At 69.2% G+C, this 23,164-nt stretch carries 23 protein-coding genes; 18 read left to right on the plus strand and 5 right to left on the minus strand.

Annotated features, from left to right (window positions below; translation table 11 throughout):
- Window positions 1-69 precede the first annotated feature (69 nt).
- Together pknB and BGN98_RS05140 are read right to left on the minus strand one after the other, a co-directional pair.
- A complete protein-coding gene (pknB, locus tag BGN98_RS05135; RefSeq protein WP_288119992.1) occupies window positions 70-1,995 on the minus strand; it encodes a Stk1 family PASTA domain-containing Ser/Thr kinase in 1,926 nt (641 codons plus the stop codon).
- A gap of 90 nt (window positions 1,996-2,085) precedes the next feature.
- Window positions 2,086-3,108 (minus strand): LysM peptidoglycan-binding domain-containing protein, encoded by a 1,023-nt coding sequence (locus BGN98_RS05140; protein WP_288119994.1) that lies wholly within the window; start codon window positions 3,106-3,108, stop codon window positions 2,086-2,088.
- A 166-nt stretch (window positions 3,109-3,274) separates the two neighbouring features.
- Here BGN98_RS05140 and BGN98_RS05145 point away from each other — a divergent pair, with 166 nt between their 5' ends.
- Complete coding sequence (locus BGN98_RS05145) at window positions 3,275-3,622, plus strand: Rv2175c family DNA-binding protein (protein WP_061681719.1); 348 nt, start codon at window positions 3,275-3,277, stop codon at window positions 3,620-3,622.
- Window positions 3,623-3,634: 12 nt separating this feature from the next.
- Here BGN98_RS05145 and BGN98_RS05150 read toward each other — a convergent pair whose 3' ends face one another.
- Window positions 3,635-4,723, minus strand: a complete 1,089-nt coding sequence (locus tag BGN98_RS05150; protein ID WP_288119997.1) for a polyprenyl synthetase family protein — start codon at window positions 4,721-4,723, stop codon at window positions 3,635-3,637.
- 79 nt (window positions 4,724-4,802) lie between these two features.
- On the opposite strand from BGN98_RS05150, the gene BGN98_RS05155 reads away from it, so the two are divergent.
- The 10 genes from BGN98_RS05155 (at window position 4,803) to BGN98_RS05200 (ending at window position 15,775) form a co-directional block, all read left to right on the plus strand.
- Window positions 4,803-5,180 carry an SCO2097 family morphological protein gene (locus tag BGN98_RS05155; protein WP_288119998.1) on the plus strand — a complete coding sequence of 126 codons (378 nt, stop codon included), beginning with the start codon at window positions 4,803-4,805 and terminating at the stop codon, window positions 5,178-5,180.
- 213 nt (window positions 5,181-5,393) lie between these two features.
- Entirely contained in the window at window positions 5,394-5,825 is a 432-nt protein-coding gene (gene mraZ, locus BGN98_RS05160; RefSeq protein WP_036316618.1) for a division/cell wall cluster transcriptional repressor MraZ, read from the plus strand.
- Between the two features lie 97 nt (window positions 5,826-5,922).
- Complete coding sequence (gene rsmH, locus BGN98_RS05165; RefSeq protein ID WP_288120001.1) at window positions 5,923-6,882, plus strand: 16S rRNA (cytosine(1402)-N(4))-methyltransferase RsmH; 960 nt, start codon at window positions 5,923-5,925, stop codon at window positions 6,880-6,882.
- Window positions 6,879-7,484 (plus strand): cell division protein FtsL, encoded by a 606-nt coding sequence (ftsL, locus tag BGN98_RS05170; RefSeq protein WP_288120003.1) that lies wholly within the window; start codon window positions 6,879-6,881, stop codon window positions 7,482-7,484. Before rsmH ends, ftsL begins: the two co-directional genes overlap by 4 nt.
- Window positions 7,485-7,488: 4 nt before the next feature.
- The gene (locus tag BGN98_RS05175; protein ID WP_288120004.1) at window positions 7,489-9,300 is read left to right on the plus strand and encodes a peptidoglycan D,D-transpeptidase FtsI family protein; all 1,812 of its coding nucleotides are present in this window, start codon (window positions 7,489-7,491) and stop codon (window positions 9,298-9,300) included.
- Window positions 9,301-9,340: 40 nt separating this feature from the next.
- Complete coding sequence (locus tag BGN98_RS05180; protein ID WP_036288057.1) at window positions 9,341-10,753, plus strand: UDP-N-acetylmuramoyl-tripeptide--D-alanyl-D-alanine ligase; 1,413 nt, start codon at window positions 9,341-9,343, stop codon at window positions 10,751-10,753.
- On the plus strand, window positions 10,750-11,859 hold the full coding sequence (mraY, locus tag BGN98_RS05185) for a phospho-N-acetylmuramoyl-pentapeptide-transferase (protein WP_016465364.1): 1,110 nt from the start codon (window positions 10,750-10,752) through the stop codon (window positions 11,857-11,859). Before BGN98_RS05180 ends, mraY begins: the two co-directional genes overlap by 4 nt.
- Window positions 11,841-13,442: a UDP-N-acetylmuramoyl-L-alanine--D-glutamate ligase gene (gene murD / locus BGN98_RS05190; RefSeq protein WP_288120007.1), complete on the plus strand. Its 1,602-nt coding sequence runs from the start codon at window positions 11,841-11,843 to the stop codon at window positions 13,440-13,442. Before mraY ends, murD begins: the two co-directional genes overlap by 19 nt.
- A complete protein-coding gene (ftsW, locus tag BGN98_RS05195; RefSeq protein ID WP_288120009.1) occupies window positions 13,405-14,667 on the plus strand; it encodes a putative lipid II flippase FtsW in 1,263 nt (420 codons plus the stop codon). Before murD ends, ftsW begins: the two co-directional genes overlap by 38 nt.
- A gap of 10 nt (window positions 14,668-14,677) precedes the next feature.
- A complete protein-coding gene (locus BGN98_RS05200; protein ID WP_036288048.1) occupies window positions 14,678-15,775 on the plus strand; it encodes a UDP-N-acetylglucosamine--N-acetylmuramyl-(pentapeptide) pyrophosphoryl-undecaprenol N-acetylglucosamine transferase in 1,098 nt (365 codons plus the stop codon).
- 85 nt (window positions 15,776-15,860) lie between these two features.
- On the opposite strand, the gene BGN98_RS05205 is transcribed toward BGN98_RS05200, so the two are convergent.
- On the minus strand, window positions 15,861-16,229 hold the full coding sequence (locus tag BGN98_RS05205; RefSeq protein WP_061681688.1) for a GntR family transcriptional regulator: 369 nt from the start codon (window positions 16,227-16,229) through the stop codon (window positions 15,861-15,863).
- The gene (locus BGN98_RS05210; RefSeq protein ID WP_288120014.1) at window positions 16,226-17,128 is read right to left on the minus strand and encodes a hypothetical protein; all 903 of its coding nucleotides are present in this window, start codon (window positions 17,126-17,128) and stop codon (window positions 16,226-16,228) included. Before BGN98_RS05210 ends, BGN98_RS05205 begins: the two co-directional genes overlap by 4 nt.
- 128 nt (window positions 17,129-17,256) lie before the next feature.
- Between BGN98_RS05210 and murC the strand changes: the two genes are divergently transcribed.
- The 7 genes from murC (at window position 17,257) to BGN98_RS05245 (ending at window position 23,161) form a co-directional block, all read left to right on the plus strand.
- Entirely contained in the window at window positions 17,257-18,663 is a 1,407-nt protein-coding gene (gene murC / locus BGN98_RS05215) for a UDP-N-acetylmuramate--L-alanine ligase (RefSeq protein WP_036288039.1), read from the plus strand.
- Between the two features lie 3 nt (window positions 18,664-18,666).
- On the plus strand, window positions 18,667-19,668 hold the full coding sequence (locus BGN98_RS05220) for a cell division protein FtsQ/DivIB (protein WP_036288036.1): 1,002 nt from the start codon (window positions 18,667-18,669) through the stop codon (window positions 19,666-19,668).
- A gap of 161 nt (window positions 19,669-19,829) precedes the next feature.
- A complete protein-coding gene (gene ftsZ, locus BGN98_RS05225) occupies window positions 19,830-20,975 on the plus strand; it encodes a cell division protein FtsZ (RefSeq protein WP_036288033.1) in 1,146 nt (381 codons plus the stop codon).
- The gene (locus BGN98_RS05230; RefSeq protein WP_036288030.1) at window positions 20,972-21,661 is read left to right on the plus strand and encodes a YggS family pyridoxal phosphate-dependent enzyme; all 690 of its coding nucleotides are present in this window, start codon (window positions 20,972-20,974) and stop codon (window positions 21,659-21,661) included. Before ftsZ ends, BGN98_RS05230 begins: the two co-directional genes overlap by 4 nt.
- Window positions 21,662-21,693: 32 nt before the next feature.
- Window positions 21,694-22,161, plus strand: coding sequence for a cell division protein SepF (locus BGN98_RS05235; protein ID WP_005049149.1), 468 nt, complete (start codon window positions 21,694-21,696; stop codon window positions 22,159-22,161).
- Between the two features lie 2 nt (window positions 22,162-22,163).
- Window positions 22,164-22,466, plus strand: coding sequence for a YggT family protein (locus BGN98_RS05240; RefSeq protein ID WP_081768000.1), 303 nt, complete (start codon window positions 22,164-22,166; stop codon window positions 22,464-22,466).
- Between the two features lie 107 nt (window positions 22,467-22,573).
- A complete protein-coding gene (locus tag BGN98_RS05245) occupies window positions 22,574-23,161 on the plus strand; it encodes a DivIVA domain-containing protein (RefSeq protein ID WP_036288027.1) in 588 nt (195 codons plus the stop codon).
- The last annotated feature ends 3 nt before the right edge of the window (window positions 23,162-23,164 follow it).

The following is a 23,164-nucleotide window of genomic DNA, read 5'->3' on the forward strand; positions in this document are numbered from 1 at the left end:
ACACGACCGCACCCGCTGCCGAATCCTCTGCAGCGGGTGCGGCCGTGTGTGCGCCATAGGCGCCCCAGCTCAGCCGGTGGAGCGGACCGTGATCTTGGTTCCGGGCAGCTGCGAGGTGCCCGCGGCAGGGCTCGTGCTCGACACGGTGAAGATGCCCCAGACGATCTCGGGGAGCGCCGTGCCCGGTTCGAAGCCCGCCTGCTTCAACTGGTCCATCGCCTGCGCGACGGTCTTGCCGGTGACGTCCGGGACGGGGATCGGCTGCGGTCCCTTCGAGACGACCAGGGTGACGGTGTCGCCGGGGCGGAACGGTGCGCCGCCGTCCTTGTCCGCGATCCGGATCACACGGCCCTCGGCGACCTCATCGTCGTAGGCCTGCGTCGTCGTCGCGTTCAGGTCGACGGCCGAGAGTGCGGCGGTCGCGGCATCCACGGTCTTGCCGGCCACATCCGGGACGGGCCCCGCGGAGGTCTCGAACGCCACGGTCGACCCCTCCAGCGCCGTGCAGCCCTTCGAGCAGTCCACCGCGGCGCCCCCTCCAGGCGGGGTGATCGACGCGCTCACCACGGTGCCCGCGGGAGCATCGGTGAAGATCTGCGTCGGATCGCCCGAGGGAGTGATGTAGATCGTGCCGAGGGAGGTGGTCGCCGCCTGCAGGCTCTGTCCTGCCAGAGCGGGGATGTCGTGGGATGCCGGGCCCAGCGAGATGATGACGTTCACGGCGCTGTTCTTGTCGACGCGGGCGCCGGCGCCGGGGTCGGTGCGGATGACGAGATCGACGGGCACGTCGCGGCTGTGATCCTGGGCGGGCACCGCGGTCAGCCCTTCGGCGGCGAGGGCAGTCGTCGCCTCGTCCAGGGTGCGCCCCGACACGTCCGGAACGCCGACCTGCGAACCCGGTCCGGACCCGAACCACCAGCCGGCTCCGCCCGCGAGCGCCGCGAGCAGCAGTACGAGCACCACCAGCCATCCGCCCCGTCGCGCTCGGCGTCGACTGCGCAGCCGCAGGCGCGTGGAGTTGTCCACCGTCTCGGTGACCGTCGGAGCCGTGAAGGTCCCCGGCATGACCTTGGTGAGCTCACCCGAGTCGGCCCCGTCGTCGACCGCGACCACGCCGGCGGCCGGCGCTCGGACGACATGCGGGTAGACGCCGAGTTCCTTCTCGATCTCGCGTAGACGCTCGAGCATCGCGCGCGCATCGACCGGCCGGTCGTCGGGGTTGCGTTCGGTCGCCCACATCACGAGCTCGTCGAACTGCTCCGGGATGCCGGGATTGCGCGCGCTCGGGCGCGGGACGGAGTCGGTCGCGTGCTGGTAAGCGATCTGCATGGGCTGCTCGCCCTTGTACGGCTGCTCGCCGACGAGCATCTCGTAGAGCATGATGCCGAGGGCGTAGATATCGCTGCGTGCGTCGGCGGTTCCGCGGGTGACGAGCTCGGGCGCGAGGTAGGCGATCGTTCCCAGGAGCATCTGCCCGGTCGCCGTGTTCGCACTGGTCGCGCGCGCGAGTCCGAAGTCGCCGATCTTGATCCGCCCGTCCTCGGCGAGCAGGACGTTCTCGGGCTTCACGTCGCGGTGGACGATGCCCGCGCGGTGCGCGGCCGCGAGGCCGGACAGGACGGCATCCATGATCGTGATCGTCTGAGGGATGCTGAGGCGCTTCTGCTCTCGCAACAGCTCGCGCATGGTGATGCCGGGGAGGTACTCCATCACCAGGTACGCCATCTCGCCGTCCTGGCCCTGGTCGAAGACGTTGACCACGTGGGGGTCGGCAAGGCGCGCCGCCGCGCGCGCCTCCTGGATGAAGCGGCTCTGGAAGACCGTGTCATCGGAGAGATGGCTGTGCATCACCTTCAGGGCGACGCGGCGCTCGAGGCGCAGATCGGTCGCGACGTACACCGTCGCCATCCCCCCGCGAGCGATGCGAGCCCGGACGCGGTATCGTCCGTCGACCAGACGGCCGATCAGCGGGTCGGTCTGCTGGCTCGTGCTCACCCTGTGATTCTAGGGAGCCGGAACGCTCCGGTCCGGGAGCGGCTCACCCCTCACGGCATGTGCGCAGGCAATGCCGCGGCGCGCGGGCGCTCAGCCGAGTGCCGCGAGCCACGCGTAGGCGGTCTGCTCCCACGGCCCGTAACGCTCCGGATACGCCGAGACCTGCACGGACTGGGCGGCGGCGCCGAAGTCCATCGACTCCCACCCGGGCACATCCAGCAGTCCGCGTGTGATGAGACCGTCGGGGCCCGAAACCCCTTCGAAGAACGCGGTGGTCGAGAGCACGGGGTCGCGCACCTGGTCGGGACTTCCCCATCCGGTGCTGGGTCGCTGCTGGAACATCCCGAGCGAGTCGCGGTCGCCCCAATCGAGGTTGCGGATCCACGACTCGACCATCGCCGTGGCCAGAGCGATCGCGATGCCGCGATCGGGGACGCCCAGTTCGCGCCCGACCCGGATGATCGTCCGCGCGTTCTCGATCTGCTCCGCATCGAGATCGGTGGCCGGCGCCGCCGTGGGCACGGGCGTCTCGACCGCGGCGGGGGTCGCTCGGAGCACGGCGGCCGGCCCGGGGATCGCGAGGACCTGGCCGGGGTAGATGATGGCATCCCGCCCCAGCCCGTTGGCCTGCAACAGGGCATCGAGGCTCACGCCGTGCGCGTCGGCGATGGCCCACAGGGTGTCACCCGCGTTCACTCCGTAGGTCGCGGTCGCGCCGGTCGACGTATCGGCCCTCGCGACCGGAGCCGAAGACTCCGCGGCCGGGGCGATCCCGCCGGGAAGAACGAGCACTTGCCCGGGATGGATCACCGTGGTGGCCTCGAGCCCGTTCGCCGCACGCAGGGCGGACAGCTCGATTCCGACCCGTCGGGAGATATCCCACAGCGTGTCGCCGCTCTCCACGGTGTAGGTAGCCGGTGCGACCGCCTGCCGGGCGATAGTGAGGGGCGTCGGCGCCCCGATGCGCGTCTGATCGCGGGCTGCCGGACGCGGATCGGCCGTCGCCGCCGAGGCGGGGGAGACGCTCAGCGTCAACGCCAGTGTGCCGATCGTGCCGATCACACCGGTGGTGGCCGCGCGCGCCGCGCTCGGGCGGTGGTCGAGTCGTGACAACGGTCTTCTCCCTGTTCGCACCCGATTCGTACCGTCGCCACCGTGTCATGGAAGTAAATTCATGTCAACGGGTGCTATAAGAAGTGACTGCTGTGACAGAAGTGAGAATCGTGTCGACGGCGATGATCGCACCAATGGTGCGCTCGCGAGATGCGATAGTGGAAGGGTGACCGACGACATCGTCCCCGCGTCCACCCGCTGGCTCACTCTCCCCGACCTGGTCGAGGTTCTCCACGAACCGCTCGGCCGCGTGCGTCGACTGCTCGACGACAAGCACCTGATCGGCTCGCGCCGCCGCGGCGCGTTCGCGGTGCCGGAGATCTTCATCGTCGACGGACACCCGCTCTCGTCGCTGCGCGGCACGATCATCGTGCTGCAGGATGCCGGGTTCACCGACGACGAGGCCATCGACTGGCTGCTGAGCGAGGAGGACTCCATCGGCCAGGCACCGATCTCCGCACTCCGACAGGGGCGCAAGAGCGAGGTCCGCCGCGTCGCGCAGACGCTCGCTTGACGCTGACGCGTCTCACGCCGTGCGGCTGATCGATGCCTCCGCGAGTTCGCGCAGCTCGTCGACCGCTGACGGAGACAGTCGGGCATCGTGCAGCGCCCGCTGCGCTTCGGCGGCGTAAGCGCTGATCGCGGATTCGACCCGCTGCAGCGCACCGGTGGCGACGATGGTCTCCTGGATCTGCGCGATCTGCTCCGCCGTGAGTGCGGAGTCGCCGATGAGTCTGTCGAGCGCGGCACGCGTGTCGCCGGTCAGTCCCTCTCGGGTGTAGGCGACGAGGAGCGTGCGCTTGCCCTCACGCAGATCGTCACCCGACGGCTTCCCGGTGACAGCACTGTCGCCGAACACGCCGAGCACATCGTCGCGTAGCTGGAACGCGAGTCCCAGCGGGTGTCCGAAGGCGGCCAGAGCCGCCGACTGGGCGGCGTCGGCGCCGGCGAGCGCCGCGCCCAGGAGGAGGGGATGCTGGATGCTGTAGCGCGCGGACTTCAGCGAGGCGACGCGGAGGGCGCGCTCGGCGTGTTCCTCGTCGGGGGCCGTCGTGAACGCCGCCTCCTCGGCGATGTCGAGGAACTGGCCGATGGTGACCTCCCGGCGCATCAGCGCGTAGACCTCCCGCGCGGATGCCGCGTGTGACGCGTGCGCGAATCCCTGCTCGAGCAGATCGTCGCTCCAGGCGACGAGGAGGTCGCCGAGCAGGATCGCGGCGGACCGCCCGAACGCCGAGCCGTCGCCCGCCCAACCGGACTCCGCGTGCGCCGCCTCCAGCGCACGGTGCGCGGCGGGTTGTCCGCGCCGGGTGTCTGAGTTGTCGATGATGTCGTCGTGCACGAGCGCGGCGGCGTGGAACACCTCGAGCGCGGCGGCGGCATCGAGCACGGCGTCCGGGATCGCCTTCGCGTCCCCGCCGGCGTTCGCGACCGCGCGCCAGCCTGTGACGCAGAACCGCGCTCGTAGACGCTTTCCCCCGGCCAGGGTGCGCGTCGCGGCATCCAGGAAGACCTGCGCTTCGGGGCCGGCATCCGCCCACGCGAGGCGCTGCGCTGTCACGAACCTTGCCAGTCGCTGGGAAATGGCCTCGATCGGGTCGGCGGAAGCGTGCACGGGCCTAGCCTAGTTCTCGACCGCACGCGTAGAATCGACCGCACGAGATGCCGGTCCGAAACGGCGAGGAGGGGGCAGCATGCCGCTGTCAGAGCAGGAGCAGCGTCTGCTCGATGAGATGGAGCGCCATCTCATGAACAAGGACGCAGACGTCGTGAGCGCGTCCCGCGACGGCCGCACCCTCAGCTATCGCAACATCGTCTACGGCACCATCCTCGTGCTCGTGGGTCTCGGAGGCTTGATCGCGGGTGTGTCCACCGGCATCATCCCCATCGGCGTGATCGCCTTCCTGGTGATGGTGGGTGGCGTCGTTCTGGCCGCCACCCCCGCCAAGGGGCTCGCTGCGCTCAAGACGTCGCCGGAGCACAAGGGCCAGCGCAAGCCGTCCCGCACCGGGTCCTCGTCCTTCATGGACCGCATGAACGACCGTTGGGACCGCCGCCAAGACGGATCCTGACCGCAGCGCCGCGCACGACGCGAAGAGCACCGACCACGAGGTCGGTGCTCTTTTTTGTGCCCGGCGACGGCGCTGCGCGGCGCCGGGCGCTCCCGTCGATTCGCACCGGGGGAGCCCAGGGAACCGTTGCGCCCACGAAACCATAGTCAGGTGGAGGAAAGTGGAGTAAAGTGGTGCGCACCTTGATCGGGCCGGAGGAAGGGGGAGTGGCCGATGCTGCTGGGCACCTACACCCCCAAGCTCGACGACAAGGGCCGCCTCATCCTTCCGGCGAAGTTCCGAACCGACCTGGGTGACGGGGTCGTCGTGACGCGAGGCCAGGAGCGCTGCCTCTACGTGTTCAGCACGAAGGAGTTCGAGCGGGTCTACGAGAAGATCCGCGAGGCGCCCCTCACCAACAAGCAGGCGCGCGACTTCCAGCGCATGTTCCTGTCGGGCGCCAGCGACGAGAAGCCCGACAGCCAGAGCCGCATCACGATTCCGCCGCACCTGCGTGCCTACGCCAACCTCGACCGCGAACTCGTGGTCACGGGCGTCGGGGCCCACGCGGAGATCTGGGATGCGCAGGCCTGGAACGCCTACGCAGACAGCAACGAAGACAGCTACTCGGACATGGAGCAGGAGGTGATCCCGGGTCTGTTCTGAGCCGTGGCCGTGACTCCCAGCCGCACGCCCTGACGCACTTCCCCGGTGTCAGGTCAGGCGGATGGGGATCACGACTCCGGCCCACACCCCCCTCATCATGAGCACCTCCGACATCCACACCCCGGTCCTCCTCGAGCGCTGCGTCGAGCTGCTCTCTCCGGCCCTCGCCCACCCGGGCGCCGTTCTGGTCGATGCGACCGAGGGAATGGGCGGGCACTCCGAGGCCCTGCTGGAGCGCTTCGGCGACATCCGCCTCATCGGGCTCGATCGCGACACCGACGCCCTGCGGATCGCGGGGGAGCGGCTGGCGCGCTTCGGCGAGCGCGTCACGCTGGTGCACACCGTCTACGACGGGATCGCATCGGCCGTGCGCTCCGCCGGCGTCGATCGCGTCGACGGCATCCTCTTCGACCTCGGTGTCTCCTCGCTGCAGCTCGACGAGGCCGATCGCGGGTTCGCGTACGCACAGGATGCGCCGTTGGACATGCGCATGGACCAGACAACCGGCACGACGGCAGCGGAGATCGTCGCGACCTACGGCGAAGGCGATCTTCGCCGCATCTTCGAGCGCTACGGCGAAGAGAAGCTCGCCGGACGCTACGCACGGGCCATCATCTCCGCGCGCGCCGAGGCTCCGATCGAGCGGTCTGGGCAGCTGGTCGACATCCTCGTCGCTGCGACGCCGGTCGCCGTGCAGCGCGAGGGACGAGGGCACCCCGCCAAGCGTGTCTTCCAGGCTCTGCGCATCGAGGTGAACGCCGAACTGTCGGTCCTGGAGCGTGCCCTCCCGCCGAGCATGGACCTGTTGAACGTGGGCGGACGCATCGTCGTCATGAGCTACCAGTCGCTCGAGGATCGTCTCGTCAAGCGCGTGTTCGCGGATGCCGCGGCATCCACCGCGCCGGCGGGACTACCCGTCGAGCTTCCCGAGCACGCTCCGCGATTCCGGCTCGTGGTCAAGGGCGCCGAGCTGGCCTCCGAAGAAGAGAAGGCACGCAATCCGCGGGCCGCACCCGTGCGCCTGCGCGCGGCCGAACGCATCCGGGAGGCGGCATGAGTGTGCCGGCAGAGAGCAACCTCGATCCGTTCGTGGGGGCGGCTCCCCTTCCGTTGCGCACCCCGGGGGCGCCGGCGCGTCGGCTTCATGCGGTCGAGCAGCCCGCGCCGCGACGCCGTCCGCGCCTCGTCTACGGCATCGTCGCGGTCAGCGGCGCGCTGCTGATCGGCGGCGCGCAGATGGGGCTGTCGATCCTGACGACGCAATCCTCGTACGAGCTGTCGACTCTCGGTGATCAGCAGCGCAGTCTCGACTGGCAGAAGCAGATGCTGCAGGACAGCATCGCCGGCCTGAGCTCGCCGCAGTACCTCGCCGCGAATGCGGAGGCGATGGGCATGGTCACCGGCCAGGCGCCGACCTATCTGCGGCTCAGCGACAACGCCGTCATCGGCACGGCCGCCGGCCTGACCGGTGCGAGCGCGGTGAACGCGTTGAGCAAGGCCGCCGTCGGCAACGCCCTCGTCAGCGGACGCCCGCTCGTCGGAGACCCCGCGGCGAGCCTCGGCGCGACCGGCGGCAGCTCGGTCGTCGACAAGGCCATCCCCGATACCACGACACCCCCTGCCATCGCCGACGGCCTGCCCGTCCCCGCCACACACTGAGTCCATGACGACACGAGCAACACGCAGCCCGCGGCGCCGCACCGTCGTCGCCCTCGCCGTCGTCCTGGTGGTCCTGTCCGCCTTCGTCGTGCGTCTGGTGGACATCCAGGTGGTCAACGCGCGCGAGCACGTCGACGACTCGGAGCAGTTCGCGACCGGGGCCAAGAGCACCCTCTACGGCGCGCGCGGCGACATCGTCGACGACAACGGCGTCGTGCTCGCGAGCAGCACGACGCTCTACGACGTGCAGATCGACCCCATGCTCGCGGCGCAGGGTGCGGTGCAGGCCGATGCCGGCGGCAACGCGATGACGGATGCCGACGGCAAGAACATCATGACGCCGTGGACCGACGTGGCGCCCAAGATCGCCGCGATCACAGGTCAGTCGGCTGCGGATGTCGAGAAGATCGTGTCCGACGCGCTGGCCGAGAACTCGGCGTCGCGATTCGCGTATGTGAAGCGGTACGTCTCCACGGAGGAGTACCGCGCACTCGCGGCGCTCAAGCTCCCGTTCCTGACCTTCCCCCTCCACCCCTCTCGCACCTACCCCGACGGTGCGGTCGCGGGCAACCTGATCGGTTTCGTCGGGTCCGACGGGGACCCTCTGGAGGGACTGGAGTCTCTGCAGAACTCCTGCCTCCAGGCAACGGACGGCTCGTTGACCTACCAGCGCGGGGCGGACGGTGTCATCATCCCCGGCACCGAAATCGAGAAGCCGGCCGTCAACGGCGGCACACTGAAGCTCACGATCGACAGCGATCTGCAGTGGTTCATGCAGCAGCTGATCGCCGAAGAGACCGCGCGCTACCAGGCCGACTGGGGCGGCATCATCGTCATGGAGGCGAAGACCGGCAAGATTCGGGCCCTCGCCGAGACGAACACGGTCGACCCCAACGATCCCGGCGCCTCCGACCCCGACAATCGCGGTTCGCGGCTGCTTCGCGTCTCCTACGAGCCGGGATCGACGTTCAAGCCCGTGACGGCCGCCACCGTCATCGAGCAGGGCGGTCTCACGCCGACCTCCACGGTCGAGACGCCAGACCGCATCCAGTTCCCCAACGGTGCGGTGATCAACGACTCCGAGAGTCACCCCACGCAGAACCTGACGCTCACCGGCGGGCTCGTGGAGTCCTCCAACGTCGCCATGTCGCAGTTCGGCGCGCAGGTTCCCGCCGAGACGCGCTACGACTACCTGAAGCGCTTCGGCGTGGGCGACGGCACAGCGCTGAACTGGTCGGGCGAGCCCACCGGAGAAGTCCGCGACGCCTCCACCTGGGACAACCAGACCTTCTACACGACGACCTTCGGGCAGGCCTTCACGGTGACCCCGACGCAGGTGACGAGCCTGTTCCAGACGATCGCCAACGGCGGAGTGCGGATGCCGGCACAGCTCGTGGAATCCTGCACGAAGCCCGACGGCACCGTCGTCACGCCGACCTTGCCCGCCCCCGTCCAGGTCATCAAGCCGCAGACCGCCGCCGAAGTCTCCCAGATGCTCGAGAACGTCTACGCCCAGGGCACGCTCGCCGATGACATCAAGATCCCCGGCTACCGACTGGCCGTCAAGACGGGTACCGCTCAGATTCCGGACGGCCACGGCGGCTACAAGGACAACCTCTTCATGACCTCGCTGGCCGGTTACGCCCCGGCTGATGATCCGCAGTACGTTGTGTTGACCCTTTTCAACGAGCCGAAGACCAACACGATGTCTTCGGCCAACCGCTCGGTCTTCAAGAAGGCCATGACCCAGGTGCTGACGCACTACCGGGTGATGCCCTCGGGCTCGGACACCCCGCTGCTGCCCGTGACACAATGACGACACCGTGACGCGCCACCGCGCGTGAGGAACGAACCCTATGATCCGGATGACGCTCGCCGAGGTCGCCGCCGCTGTGGCGGGCACCCTGCACCCGGCCCCCCACGACACCCCTGACACCGTCGTCGACGGCAACGTCGACACCGACTCGCGCGAGATCAGCGCCGGCGACATCTTCGTCGCCAAGCCCGGAGAGGTCACCGACGGCCACAACTTCGTGGCCGGAGCCGTCGCCTCGGGCGCCGTCCTCGCGATCGTCGAGCGACGCGTGGAGGCGCCGGTCAGTCAGATCGTCGTTGCGGACGCCGTCGCGGCCCTGTCCGACCTCGCCCGCACCGTGGTCGCCGCCGCGCGCGACCGTGGACGGCTCCAGATCGTCGGCATCACGGGGTCCAATGGCAAGACGACCACGAAGAACATGCTCGCCCGCATCCTGGAGGCGGAGGGCGAGACCGTCGCCCCGCGCGGCTCGTTCAACAACGAGGTCGGCGCACCCCTGACGATGCTGCGGGTCCGGGAGGACACGCGCTTCCTGGTCAGCGAGTTCGGCGCATCCGGCCCCGGTGAGATCACGAGGCTCGCCGGACTGGTCACCCCCGACGTCGGCGTCGTCCTCATGGTGGGGCTGGCTCATGCGGGAGGCTTCGGCGGCGTCGAGGAGACGCTGAAGGCGAAGACCGAACTCGTTCAGGCGGTACGCCCCGGTGGGGTTGCCGTGCTGAACCGCGATGACGCGCGTGTCGCCACGATGGCCGACGTCGCGGCATCCCGCGGTGTGGACGTGCGGTGGTTCGGGAGGGGATCCGCCGCCGACGTGCGTGCCGAGGACGTCGAGGTCACGGCCGCCGGCACGACGTGCACCATCGTGGCCCCCGAGGGGCGGTGGCCGCTGCGGCTGCGTGTCCTCGGGGAACATCACGTCATGAACGCGCTGGCCGCGTTGACCGCCGCGCGCGAGCTCGGGGTCGCTCTCGACGCGGCGATCGCACGGTTGGAGACGCTCGAGATCGCCGAACGCTGGCGGATGCAGCCGATGGGCTCGGAGCGGGTTCGCATCATCAACGACGCGTACAACGCGAGCCCCGACTCGATGGCCGCGGCCCTGCGCACGCTCGCACAGATCGCCGGCCCGGGCGAGCGCAAGGTCGCCGTGCTGGGAGCGATGAGCGAGCTCGGCGAGCTCGCCGGCGAGGAGCACGACCGCGTCGGCCTGCTCGCGGTGCGTCTGCGCATCGAACGCATCGTCGTCGTCGGCCGCGACGCCCGCCGTCTGTACCTCGCCGCCGTCGGCGAGGGCTCGTGGGACGGCGAAGCCGTCTTCTTCGAGACGTCCGACGACGCGTTCGAGTATCTTCGCGGTGAGCTCCGCGACGGCGACCGAGTGCTCGTGAAATCGTCCAACTCCGCGGGCCTGCGGCACCTCGGCGATCGTCTGGGAGAATCGTTCTCGTGAGATCACTGCTGGCGGCTGCGACGATCTCGCTCGCGTTCACCCTCTTTCTCACGCCGCTGTTCATCCGGCTGTTCGAGAAGCTCGGCTGGGGTCAGGTCATCCGCACCCCCGAGAACGCGCACAATCCCAGCCATCAGACGAAGCGCGGAACACCCACCATGGGCGGCATCGTCTTCATCGTGGGCTCGATCGTCGGGTACTTCGTCGGAACGCTCACCGGGGGAGCGCCGCCGTCCATCTCGGGTCTGCTCGTCATCTGGATGATGGTCGGGTTCGGCGTCGTCGGTTTCATCGACGACTTCATGAAGGTGCGCCAGCAGCGCAGCCTCGGTCTGTCGGGGTGGCGCAAGATCGTCGGCCAGGTGATCGTGGCGGTTCCCTTCGGCATCATGGCGCTGAACTTCCCCGACGCGCGCGGGGAGACGCCGGCCTCGCCCTACGTCTCCTTCTTCCGGGACATCCCGATGCTGTCGTTCTTCGCGCTGGGCGCGGTGGTCGGCTGGATCGTCTACCTCATCTGGATCACGTTCATCTCGGTGGCGTGGTCGAACTCGACCAACCTCACCGACGGCCTCGACGGGCTCGCAACCGGGTCCGGCATCTTCACCGTCTCCGCGCTGAGCCTGGTGACCTTCTGGCAGTTCCAGCAGCGTTGCGCGAGCGAGGCGCTCGTGACCGCGTACGTGGGCGGCTGCTACGCGACGCCCGACCCGATGGACCTCACGATCATCGCGGCATCCTTCGTGGGCGCGCTCGTGGGCTTCCTCTGGTGGAACGCGCCGAAGGCGAAGATCTTCATGGGGGACGTCGGCTCGATGGCCATCGGCGGTGTGATCGCCGCGATGGCGATCCTTTCGCGTGCCGAGCTGCTCTCCGTCATCATCGCCGGCGTCTTCATCATCGGCCCGGGGTCGGTGATCCTGCAGCGCATCTACTTCAAGGCCACCGGCGGCAAGCGCCTCTTCCTCATGAGCCCGTTCCACCATCACCTCGAGATGCGCGGCTGGCCAGAGATCACGATCGTCGTGCGCATGTGGATCATCGCCGGCATGCTCGCGGTGACCGGCGTCGCCCTCTTCTACGTCGAATGGCTGTCGGCACTGTGACGGGTGTGCGCGACCTCGATGCCCTGCGCAGCTGGCATGCCGACTGGCGTGGACTGCGCGTCGCCGTGCTCGGTCTGTCGATGACCGGATTCTCCGTCGCCGACACCCTCGCGGAGCTCGGCGCGGACGTCCTCGTGCTCAGCGAGTCGGCGAGCGAGGAGTACGCGCGACTTCTGCCCGTGATCGGCGCGCGTTTGCACCTGGGAGCGCTGAGCGCCGTTCCGGACGAGCTCGTCGACTTCGACCCCGAGGTGGTGGTGGCCTCGCCCGGCTTCGCGCCCCACCATCCCGTGATCGCGTGGACCCGCGAGCGGGGGACCGCCCTGTGGGGGGATATCGAGCTCGCCTGGCGCGTCCGCGACAAGGTGCTGCGCGCCGATGGTACGCCCGCGGATTGGGTGCTGATCACCGGCACCAACGGCAAGACGACGACGACCCAGCTCACCGCGACGATGCTCGTGGCCGGCGGACTCCGTGCCGCGCCGTGCGGGAACATCGGCGTACCGATCCTGGATGCGGTGCGTGACCCGAGCGGGTTCGACGTGCTCGTCGTCGAGATCTCCAGCCACCAGCTGTGGTATCTCTCACTGCAGGAGGGATCGGAGCCGGTGTCGCCGTTCGCGAGCGTGTGCCTGAACCTCGCCGATGACCACCTGCAGTGGCACGGTTCGTTCGCCGCGTACCGCGATGCGAAGGCGATCGTGTACCAGCACACGCGCGTCGCGTGCGTCTACAACAAGTCCGACATCGCAACCCGCATCATGGTCGAGCAAGCCGATGTCGTCGACGGATGCCGAGCGATCGGCTTCGATCTCGGGGTTCCGGGTCCGAGCGATCTCGGGATCGTCGACGGCATCGTCGTCGACCGTGCCTTCCTGGAGGATCGGCGCACCAGCGCGCTCGAGATCACAACGCTGGACGAGCTCGCTGCGCAGGGTCTGATCGCGCCGCACATCGTGGCGAACATCCTCGCCGCGTCCGCGCTGGCTCGCTCGCTCGATGTAGCGCCCGCGCGCATCGCGGAGGCCTTGCGTGGTTTCCGGCTCGACGCCCACCGCATCGAGGTCATCGCCACCGCAGGCGGCATCACCTGGATCGACGACTCCAAGGCGACCAACCCGCACGCGGCCGCGTCGTCGCTGGCAGCGTTCCCGGGAGCGGTCTGGGTCGTGGGCGGCGACATGAAGGGCGTGGACATCGGCGAACTGGTCGCCGCGCGCGGCCCGAGCGTGAAGGCCGTCATCGTCATCGGGGTCGAACGCACACCGATCACCGACGCGTTCGCGCGACACGCGCCGGCCATTCCCGTGTTCGAAGTGGACCACGCTCAGACTGAAGACGTCATGGCAGACGTGGTCGCTGCGGCGGCACGGATCGTCCGTGACGGTGACGTGGTCCTCCTCGCCCCCGCTGCGGCATCCTTCGACCAATTCGACTCGTATGCCGACCGCGGCCGGCGATTCGCGATGGCCGTGCGGGAATGGACGTCCTCGTCCGCCTCGCAGACACCGAACGAGAACGGCGCGACAGACGCAGGGGGAGCCGATGACCACGACGACCCCGCCGACCCGTCCCGCCGCTGACGGTCCCGACGACGCCGCGACGTCGGGCTTCGCGGCGCGGGTGTCTCTGGGTCGCGTGTTCGCCCCCGTCTCGAGCGAGTTCCTGCTCGTCGCCTCGACCGCGCTGCTGTTGACCGGCTTCGGGCTCATGATGGTCCTCTCCGCGACGATGGCCTCGGCTATGGCTGCCGGTCAGAGCCCGTTCGAGGTCGTCATGAAGCAGGCGATTTTCGCCGTCATCGGCATCCCGCTCATGTTCATCGCGAGCAGGCTGCCCGTCGCGTTTTGGAAGCGGATCGCCTGGCCCGCTCTGATCGTGGCCACCTGCTTCCAGATGCTCGTGTTCGTCCCGGGCCTCGGGGTCATCAACGACGGCAACCAGAACTGGATCCAGATCGGCGGCCTGCAGGCACAGCCGTCGGAGTTCCTCAAGCTCGCCCTCGCGCTCTGGCTCGGCTACGTGCTGTTTCGCAAGCAGACGCTGCTGGGGTCCTGGACGCACGTGTTCATTCCGGTCGTGCCCGTCGGCGGTCTCGTGATCGGACTGGTCGCGGTCGGCAGCGAAGACCTCGGTACCGGCATGATCTTGATGGCGATCCTGCTGGGCTGCCTGTTCTTCTCCGGCGTGAAGCTGCGCATCTTCATCGTCCCGCTGATCGTCGTGGTGGTCTCCGCCGTGTTCTTCGCGGTGACCAACTCGAACCGCATGGCGCGCATCATGAGCAGCTTCGTCAACTTCGACTCGATGGACTGCTACAACGCGGCTGTCGGTGACTGTTATCAGGCGGTGCACGGAGTGTGGGCCCTCGCCAACGGGGGGCTCTTCGGGCTGGGGCTGGGAAACTCGCGCGAGAAGTACGGCTGGCTGCCGGCGCGGTCGAACGACTACATCTTCGCGATCCTCGGTGAGGAACTCGGACTCGTCGGCTGCGCCGTGGTGCTCCTGCTGTTCACGGTGTTCGCGATCGCCGCCTTCCAGATCATCCGTAAGACCCGCGACCCCTTCATCCGCATCGTCACGGGCGGCATCATCGTCTGGATCGTCGGGCAGGCCCTCGTCAACATCGGTGTCGTCCTGCGTCTGCTGCCGGTTCTGGGGGTGCCGCTGCCGTTCATGTCACAGGGCGGTACCTCGCTGCTGTCGGTCCTGTTCGCCTGCGGTGTGCTGCTGTCCTTCGCGCGGACGATCCCCGTCGGTCCCGCTTCGACCGCGATCGCCGCTGAGTCGCTGTCCCGCCGCCGGTAGGCTCTCTCGGGTGACGACGCCGGCTTCCTCGACGACCTATCTCCTCGCCGGCGGCGGCACCGCCGGGCACGTGAATCCGCTGCTCGCGGTCGCCGACGGGTTGCGGGCGAGGGATGCCGCGGCATCCGTGCTCGTCCTCGGCACGCGCGAAGGGCTCGAAGCCCGTCTCGTGCCCGAACGCGGATACGAGCTGCTGATCGTCGACAAGGTCCCCTTTCCGCGCCGGCCGAACCTCGCCGCGCTCCGGTTCCCGCTGGCGTGGCATCGCGCCGTCGGGCAGGTGCGGCGGCACATCCGCGACCGCCGGGTCGATGTGGTCGCCGGCTTCGGCGGATACGCCTCGGCTCCCGCGTATGTGGCCGCCCGCCGCGAAGGCGTGCCGTACGTCGTGCACGAGGCCAACGCGCGCCCTGGACTGGCGAACATCTTGGGCGCCCGGCGCGCGGCGGGCGTGGGAGCGGCGTTCCCCGACACCCCGCTGCGCGGCGCCCAGACGGTCGGTATGCCGTTGCGCGCGGAGATCGTCGAGCTCGATCGCACGACGATGCGCGACGAGGCGGCGCGCTTCTTCGGCCTCGACCCGGCCCGTCCCGTGCTCCTCGTGTTCGGCGGATCGTTGGGCGCGCGCCGGCTCAACGAGACGTTCGCCGCGGCATGGCCCGCGGTCATCGACGCCGGCTGGCAGCTGCTGCACGCCGCGGGGGAGCGCGACCCGATCGTCGACCCGGGACACCCCGACTACCGGATCGTTCCCTACCTCGACCGGATGGACCTCGCGCTGGCGCTGGCGGATCTCGTGGTCTCGCGCTCGGGCGCGGCCACCGTGAGCGAGGTGTCGGCTCTCGGCATCCCCGCGGTGTACGTGCCGTACGCCGTCGGCAACGGAGAACAGGCGCTCAACGCGCGCGGAGCCGTGGCCGCCGGCGCCGCACAGCTGATCGAGGATGCCGCGTTCAGCCCCGACCGCGTGCGTGAGCAGATCGTGCCGCTGCTGCGCGACGACGCGGCGCTGTCGGCGATGCGTGCCGCGGCGCAGGCGCGAACCGCCGCCGCGCGTGCCGGCACGGCCTCGGTGATCGCAATGCTGGATCGGGCGCTCGCGGGCTGAGCGTGTATGGCGGGGCCGATCGGTTTCGTCCGTCCTGTTCTGTCGCTGCGCGTGCCGCACCGCGACAAGTGGGGACGGATGAGGCTCAGGGAGCGGTGGGCGCGCTGCGCAACGCGGCGTGAACGAGCGCGAGAGCCTGCTCGGGATCGATGCGCAGCGTGCGGACCTGGTCGACGAAGCTCGCGGCGGCGCGCTGCGCTTCCCGGAGGGCCGCGTCACCCTGCGGGGCGACGAAGGTGCCGTTGCGCCCGCGTGTCTCGATGATGCCGGCCGATTCGAGCTCGCGGTAGGCGCGCGCGACGGTGCCGGGTGCGAGGCCGAGATCCTCGGCCAGTCGGCGCACGGTCGGCAGACGGGTGCCCGGTGCGAGCGTGCCGGTCGAGACGTCGTCGATGAGCTGTCGCCGCAGCTGCTCGAACGGAGGGACTGCGGATGCCGGGTCGATGACGATCATGCGATGCTCCTCGCGGTCACGTGGATGCCGTCCGGATGGAGTCGTCGGGGAACGGCTGCGCCCTGCGTGGGGTAGAGGTACGTGAGAGGCAGCAGGAGTATCACGAACACGCTCGCGGTCCACCCGGGATCGCCGTCGGGTCCCGAGAACATGGCGACGCCGGCGATCAGCGCCGCGGCGATGCAGAGCGCAGCCGCACCTTGACGGCACCCGTTGAGTGCCGCGACGCGGAGGGCATCGTCCCAGGCCAGTTCGAGTTCGGAACCGGCCGGTTGCGGGCGGCGGACAATCGCGGCCTCGAGGCGCGGGAGAACGACGCATGTTGCGAGGGCGACCGCGGTGACCACGAGCGCGACCGCAGCCAGATCGATACGGGAGACGCTGCCTGCGGCGAGGCTCGAGGCCACCCCTACACCGCACGTCAGCGCGACTCCCAGGAGGATCCAGGTGAGCGCGCGGGGGAGCCCGGCGAGGTCGTCGCCGACGGTGGTTCCACGCGATCGCGCGATCCGGATCGAACCCTGCGCCGGCGCGAAGAGGCGTTCGTGCAGCGTCGACCAGCAGGAGACGACGAGCATGGTCACGTACATCGCCGGGATGAGGATGCCGAGTGGGGAGAACGTGGTCAACCCGAGCGGGGTGAGCAGAAGCAGTCCGCCGACGGCGCCGGCAGAGGACAATGCAAGGTAGTCCACCAGCTTTCGGCGTCGCATGTACGCCTCCAGAGCGGCCGCCGAGGCCGCCGGCACCGGCAGCGCCGCGCGGTCCGCGAAGCGTGCCAGGGCGCGCTCTCCCACGGAACGCCCACGCCAGGCGTTCAACGCGCCGATCGCGCCGGACACCGTGATGGCGCCGACGAGAGTCCCGAGCACGATGTTCAGGTGATCCGGGTCGGTCATGTTCGAATTGTACCACCGTCCGTACCAAATGTGTCATAACAAAAGCTGGATGGCGGTGGCGGCGGCGCGTTCGTGCGCCGCGCGCCGCAGCATCCGCCCAGGCGGCCTCGACCTAGACTTGACGAGCCATGATTCGACCCGACCTGAGCCTGCCCATCCCCGAGGACATCACCGCCGCCCACTTCATCGGGATCGGTGGATCGGGCATGTCGGGGCTGGCCGGCATGTTCCTCGATCGGGGCATCCGCGTCTCGGGCTCCGACCGTGCCGACAGCGCCGCCCTGCGCGCTCTCGCTGCGCGGGGCGCCACGGTGCATGTCGGGCACGATGCGGCCAATCTCCCCGACGATGTCGACGCCGTGATCCACACCGGCGCCATCTGGCCGCAGAACCCGGAGTACGTGCTCGCGAAGGAGCGCGGGCTGCCCGTGATCCACCGCTCCCAGGCGCTGTACTGGCTGATCGGAGGGCGCAGGCTCGTGAGCGTCGCGGGGGCTCACGGCAAGACGACGTCCACCGGCATGCTCGTGACGGCGCTGCGTGCACTCGGAACGGCGCCGACGTTCGTGAACGGGGGCGTCATCGCCGATCTCGGTGTCTCCAGCGGCACGGGCGGGGATGAGCTGTTCGTCATCGAAGCCGACGAGTCCGACGGCACGTTCCTGCTGTACGACACGTCAGTCGCATTGATCACCAACGTCGATCCCGACCACCTCGACCACTGGGAGTCGCGCGACGCCTTCTACGACGGCTTCGTCCGCTTCGGCGACGCGGCACGAGAGGCCGTCGTCATCTCTGCCGACGACTCCGGCGCTCGCCGGGTCGCTCAGGCTCTTCGCCATGAGCGGATCGTGACGTTCGGGGAGGATGCCGCCGCCGACGTCCGTCTGAGCGACATCGTGACCGAAGGTCCCGTCTCGTTCGCGCTCACGCACGACGGCGAGACGGTGACCGGGCGGCTCGCCGTTCCGGGAGCCCACAACGCGGTCAACGCGGCGGGGGCCGTGGCGGTGCTGCTCACGCTCGGCTACGCCCTCGAGCCGGCCCTGCGTGCCGTGGAGGAGTTCGGGGGTACGGTGCGACGCTTCGAGCTCCACGGCGTCGAGCGCGGGGTGAGCGTCTACGACGACTACGCGCACCATCCCACCGAGGTGGCCGCCGCGCTCGCCGCGGCGCGCAGCGTCGTCGGCGACGGTCGCATCATCGCGATCCAGCAGCCGCACACATACTCGCGAACGCAGGAGATGTACCGCGAGTTCGCCGACGTGCTCGAGTCGTACGCAGATCACACCGTCATGCTCGACGTCTACGGGGCGCGCGAGGACCCGGTGCCCGGCGTGACGGGGGAGCTCGTGAGCGGAGCCTTCCGCGATCCCTCCAAGGTGCACTACGTGGCCGACTGGCAGGAGGCGGCCGAGTACACCGCGACCGTCGCGCGGGAGGGCGATTACGTCATCACGCTCGGTTGCGGCAACGTGTACCAGATCATCCCGCAGGTGCTCGAGGCGCTGTCGACGCCGACGGCGGAGGCATAGTCCATGCGGCGGCCGACGCCCCTCCCGGCGCCGGATCAGGCGGCGCCCGACCGTGAGTCGGCGCAGGATCGTGGCGTCGAGCCGCCCGTGCGTCAGGTCGGTCCACCCCGCCGGGCGGACGCTCCCGTCGAGGAAGACGTCGCGGACCGCGACGATCATCTCACCGCCCCGCTGATGCCCCTCTGGGTGTCGTCGTCGCCACGAATCGATGAGCCGGCGGATATCTCGGTCGGTGAGGAAGAAGCGCCTGTCGGCGTGCGCGAGGTGTGGGCGGCCGCACGGGCGAGACGCCGCGCGTTGCGCGCCGAGGTGCGGCGGTTCACCGCGCGCCAGCGTCGGCGGCGGATGGCCTGGATCGTCGCGGGCTCGGCGCTCCTTCTGCTCGTGCTGGGTACCCTCGGCGTCGCGTACAGCCCGCTCTTCGCGGTGCAGCAGATCACCGTCGTCGGCACATCGACGCTGGATCCCGCGTCCGTCGAGACCGCGCTGGACGGGCAGCTGGGCACTCCGCTGCCGCTGGTCGACTCCTCCGCCGTCAAGGCCGCTCTCGTGAAGTTCCCGCTCGTGGAGTCGTACTCGCTGGAAGCGCGACCGCCCCACGAGCTCGTGGTGCGCATCGTCGAGCGCACTCCGATCGGGTCCATTCAGACTCCCGCCGGCTTCACTCTGGTGGATGCCGCGGGTGTCGCCCTGTCGACCGCGCCCCAGCCGGCCGCAGGGCATCCCGTGCTCACCGTGACCGGCGGGCTCTCCTCACCCGCCTTCACTGCCGTCGGAACGGTCTTCCGAGCCCTCCCGGGCGACATCCGGGCTCAGGTCACCGCGATCGCGGCGACCTCTCCCAATGACGTCACCCTCACCCTCGGCTCCGGCGGAACCACGGTGGTCTGGGGCAACGCCGATGACTCGCCGCTGAAGGCCAAGAATCTCGCCGCGATCATGACGGCGCGCCCCGGGGCGCGCAGCTACGACGTGTCGTCGCCGAGCACGATCGTCGTTCGGTAGCACTCGACACGCTTTTCTGCGCGACACGCCCCCAGCCTCTCGGTCCGCGGGAGGGCTGCCGCATACCTTCAATCAAGGAATTGCATACTGAGCAATTCTTTAAACCTCAACTAGAGGTTCAAGGTTTAGCAGTCAGGGTTCGGGACACAATGGAGGCCGGCATGAGCCAGAACCAGAACTACCTCGCGGTGATCAAAGTCGTGGGTGTGGGTGGCGGCGGCGTGAACGCCGTCAATCGGATGATCGAGCTCGGGCTGCGGGGTGTCGAGTTCATCGCGGTGAACACCGACGCTCAGGCTCTGCTGATGAGCGACGCGGACGTCAAGCTCGACGTGGGTCGTGAGCTCACTCGCGGGCTCGGCGCCGGCGCCGATCCCGAGGTGGGCCGTCGCGCCGCCGAGGATCACGCGGAGGAGATCGAGGAAGCCCTCGCGGGTGCCGACATGGTCTTCGTCACCGCGGGCGAGGGCGGCGGTACGGGAACCGGCGGCGCACCCGTCGTCGCACGCATCGCGAAGTCGATCGGCGCGCTGACCATCGGTGTCGTCACCAAGCCCTTCAGCTTCGAGGGACGCCGCCGGCAGAGCCAGGCCGAGGCGGGCGTCGCGAAGCTCAAGGAGGAGGTCGACACCCTCATCGTCGTGCCCAACGACCGACTGCTGGAGATCAGCGACCGCGGCATCTCCATGATCGAGGCCTTCGCCACCGCCGACCAGGTGCTGCTCGCGGGTGTTCAGGGCATCACCGACCTGATCACCACGCCGGGTCTGATCAACCTCGACTTCGCCGACGTCAAGAGCGTCATGCAGGGTGCCGGCTCCGCCCTCATGGGCATCGGGTCTGCGCGCGGTGCCGACCGGGCCATCAAGGCCGCCGAGCTCGCGGTCGAGTCCCCCCTGCTGGAAGCGTCCATCGAAGGCGCGCACGGCGTCCTGCTGTCGATCCAGGGTGGATCCAACCTGGGCATCTTCGAGATCAATGACGCCGCACAGCTCGTCAAGGAGGCTGCGCACCCCGAGGCCAACATCATCTTCGGCACCGTCATCGACGACACGCTGGGCGATGAGGTGCGGGTCACGGTGATCGCCGCGGGCTTCGACGGTGGCGAGCCGCAGGCGCGCATCGAGCCCATCACCGCGGCGCGCCCGGCGGCGCCCCTGGTGCCGGCCGTGCCCGCCGAAGAGGCCGCACGAGAGGGTGCGGCGGTCGAGGACAAGCAGGCTGTCACCGTGTCGGCCCCCGTGGCGGAGTCCTACGACTCGGTGTACGGCGACGACGACCTGGACATTCCCGACTTCCTGAAGTGACCGCGCTGGCCGAACGACTCGCCGCCCTGGACGCCCGCATCGCGGATGCGGCCAGGGCGGTCGGTCGCGACCCCGGTGAGCTGACGCGCATCGTCGTCACCAAGTTCCACCCCGCGCGGCTGATCGACGATCTCGCCGCGCTCGGCGTGCACGACGTGGGCGAGAGTCGGCAACAGGAGTTGAGCGCCAAGCGGGCCGAGACGGCCGGCAGAGTCCACGACGTGCGATGGCACTTCATCGGGCAGCTGCAGACCAAGAAGGCCAAGGCGGTGCGCGCGGCATCCGACTGCGTGCACTCCGTCGACCGCGATCGCGTCGCCGACGCCCTGCATGCCGCCGATCCCGAGGGCAGTCCTCTCGACGTGTTCCTCCAGGTCAATCTCACGGACGATCCCGCCCGTGGGGGAGCGGCCCCGAGCGAGGTCGACGCCCTGGCGACGCACATCGCCGCGCGGTGCGCGTCGCTGCGCCTTCGCGGCGTCATGGCCGTCGCGCCGCTCGCGGCGGCGCCCGCGGAGGCGTTCGAACGTCTCGCCGGCGCGGCGGCGACGGTACGTCGCGTCGTTCCGGATGCCGCGTGGATGTCGGCGGGGATGTCGGGAGATTTCGCCGAAGCGATCGCCGCCGGCGCGACACACCTGCGGATCGGCACTGCAATCACGGGACCGCGCCCTGACCGCGGCTAGCCTCAGAACAGACGAGCAAACGGAGGAATGCGATGTCGAACCCGCTCAAGAAGACCATGGTGTACCTGGGCCTCGCCGATGAGGAAGAGGTCTACGAAGAGCCCGCTGCCGAGACGCCTGCTCGCCGTGAGCGCTCGAGCGAGCGCCCGATCGAGAAGGCGGCCCCTGTGACCCCGCTTCACCGTCCCGCCGTCGTGCGTCAGCCCACCGCAGGCACCGTCAGCGAGATTCTCACGGTGCACCCCAAGCAGTACCGCGACGCGCAGATCATCGCGGAGAACTTCCGCGACGGCATCCCGGTCATCATCAACCTCTCGCAGATGAGCGATGCCGACGCGCGGCGCCTCATCGACTTCGCGAGTGGGCTGTCGCTCGGCCTGTACGGTCGCATCGAGCGCGTGACGAGCAAGGTGTTCCTCCTCTCGCCCGAGAACGTCGCGATCTCCGGTGACGGCACGGTGGCTCAGGCCGACCCTGAGTCCGCGCCCTTCACTCAGTAGTCGTGGAGTTCATGCGCCTGGCGGCATTCGTCGTCGACGTCCTTCTCCTGCTCTACATCCTCGTGCTGCTGGCGAGACTCGTTCTCGAGTACATCCCGATGTTCAACCGCCAGTGGCGTCCGCGGGGATTCGGTCTCGTCTTCGCCGAGGCCGTCTTCACTCTCACCGATCCGCCGCTACGGTTCTTCCGCCGGCTGATTCCTCCGTTGCGGATCGGCCCTATCGCCCTCGACCTCGGTTTTCCGGTGACGATGTTGGCCTGCTTCGTGCTGCTGACGATCGTCCGCGTCATCGAGCGTCTCTAGCCCCCGTCGCACGCCCCACCACCGCCGACTACACTTGGTCAGTACGGCTCGCCGGTGGCGGGCCGACCGAATCGGCCCGCGTCGTGAGCCCCGAAAGAGGAAACACCATGGCTTTGACCCCGGAAGACGTCGTCACGAAGCAGTTCCAGCACGTGCGATTCAAGGAGGGTTTCGACCCGGATGAGGTCGACGACTTCCTGGACGAAATCGTCGTCGAGTGGCGTAAGACGATCGCCGAGAACGAAGAGCTGAAGGCGAAGCTCGCTGCGTACGAGTCCGGTGAGTCCTCTCCCGCGGAGGTCGTCGAGGAGTCTGCTCCCGCCGTCGTCGAGTCCGTTCCCGCTCCCGCGGTCGAGGCTCCCGCAGCCGGCGGCGTGGCCGCTTCTGCCGGCATCATCGAACTGGCCCAGCGCCTGCACGACGAGCACGTCGCCGAAGGCCAGGCCCAGCGCGACAAGCTCATCTCCGAGGCACAGGCCAAGGCCGCCTCGATCCTCGCCGAGGCCGAGGCCAAGGGCCGCGACGAGATGGCACGCCTCGAAAGCGAGCGCGTGACGCTCGAAGGCCGCATCAGCGAGCTGCGTCAGTTCGAGCGTGACTACCGCTCGCAGCTGCGCGGGTTCATCGAGGAGAAGCTCCGCGACCTCGACGTCGCCGGCGCCACCTCGGGCGCGTCCTCCGTCTCGGCTTCCTGAGCC

The organism is Microbacterium sp. 69-7 (assembly GCF_001897985.1).
Taxonomy (GTDB): Bacteria; Actinomycetota; Actinomycetes; order Actinomycetales; family Microbacteriaceae; genus Microbacterium; species Microbacterium laevaniformans.

Excerpts from the sequence above, each read along its gene's own strand:
- BGN98_RS05210 (WP_288120014.1), bottom strand. The coding sequence starts at position 17,128 with ATGACCGACCCGGATCACCTGAACATCGTGCTCGGGACTCTCGTCGGC.
- BGN98_RS05180 (WP_036288057.1), top strand. The coding sequence starts at position 9,341 with ATGATCCGGATGACGCTCGCCGAGGTCGCCGCCGCTGTGGCGGGCACC.
- BGN98_RS05205 (WP_061681688.1), bottom strand. The coding sequence starts at position 16,229 with ATGATCGTCATCGACCCGGCATCCGCAGTCCCTCCGTTCGAGCAGCTG.
- mraZ (WP_036316618.1), top strand. The coding sequence starts at position 5,394 with ATGCTGCTGGGCACCTACACCCCCAAGCTCGACGACAAGGGCCGCCTC.
- BGN98_RS05220 (WP_036288036.1), top strand. The coding sequence starts at position 18,667 with ATGCGGCGGCCGACGCCCCTCCCGGCGCCGGATCAGGCGGCGCCCGAC.
- BGN98_RS05155 (WP_288119998.1), top strand. The coding sequence starts at position 4,803 with ATGCCGCTGTCAGAGCAGGAGCAGCGTCTGCTCGATGAGATGGAGCGC.
- BGN98_RS05235 (WP_005049149.1), top strand. The coding sequence starts at position 21,694 with ATGTCGAACCCGCTCAAGAAGACCATGGTGTACCTGGGCCTCGCCGAT.
- ftsL (WP_288120003.1), top strand. The coding sequence starts at position 6,879 with ATGAGTGTGCCGGCAGAGAGCAACCTCGATCCGTTCGTGGGGGCGGCT.
- ftsZ (WP_036288033.1), top strand. The coding sequence starts at position 19,830 with ATGAGCCAGAACCAGAACTACCTCGCGGTGATCAAAGTCGTGGGTGTG.
- murC (WP_036288039.1), top strand. The coding sequence starts at position 17,257 with ATGATTCGACCCGACCTGAGCCTGCCCATCCCCGAGGACATCACCGCC.
- rsmH (WP_288120001.1), top strand. The coding sequence starts at position 5,923 with ATGAGCACCTCCGACATCCACACCCCGGTCCTCCTCGAGCGCTGCGTC.
- BGN98_RS05175 (WP_288120004.1), top strand. The coding sequence starts at position 7,489 with ATGACGACACGAGCAACACGCAGCCCGCGGCGCCGCACCGTCGTCGCC.
- BGN98_RS05245 (WP_036288027.1), top strand. The coding sequence starts at position 22,574 with ATGGCTTTGACCCCGGAAGACGTCGTCACGAAGCAGTTCCAGCACGTG.
- murD (WP_288120007.1), top strand. The coding sequence starts at position 11,841 with ATGGCTGTCGGCACTGTGACGGGTGTGCGCGACCTCGATGCCCTGCGC.
- ftsW (WP_288120009.1), top strand. The coding sequence starts at position 13,405 with ATGACCACGACGACCCCGCCGACCCGTCCCGCCGCTGACGGTCCCGAC.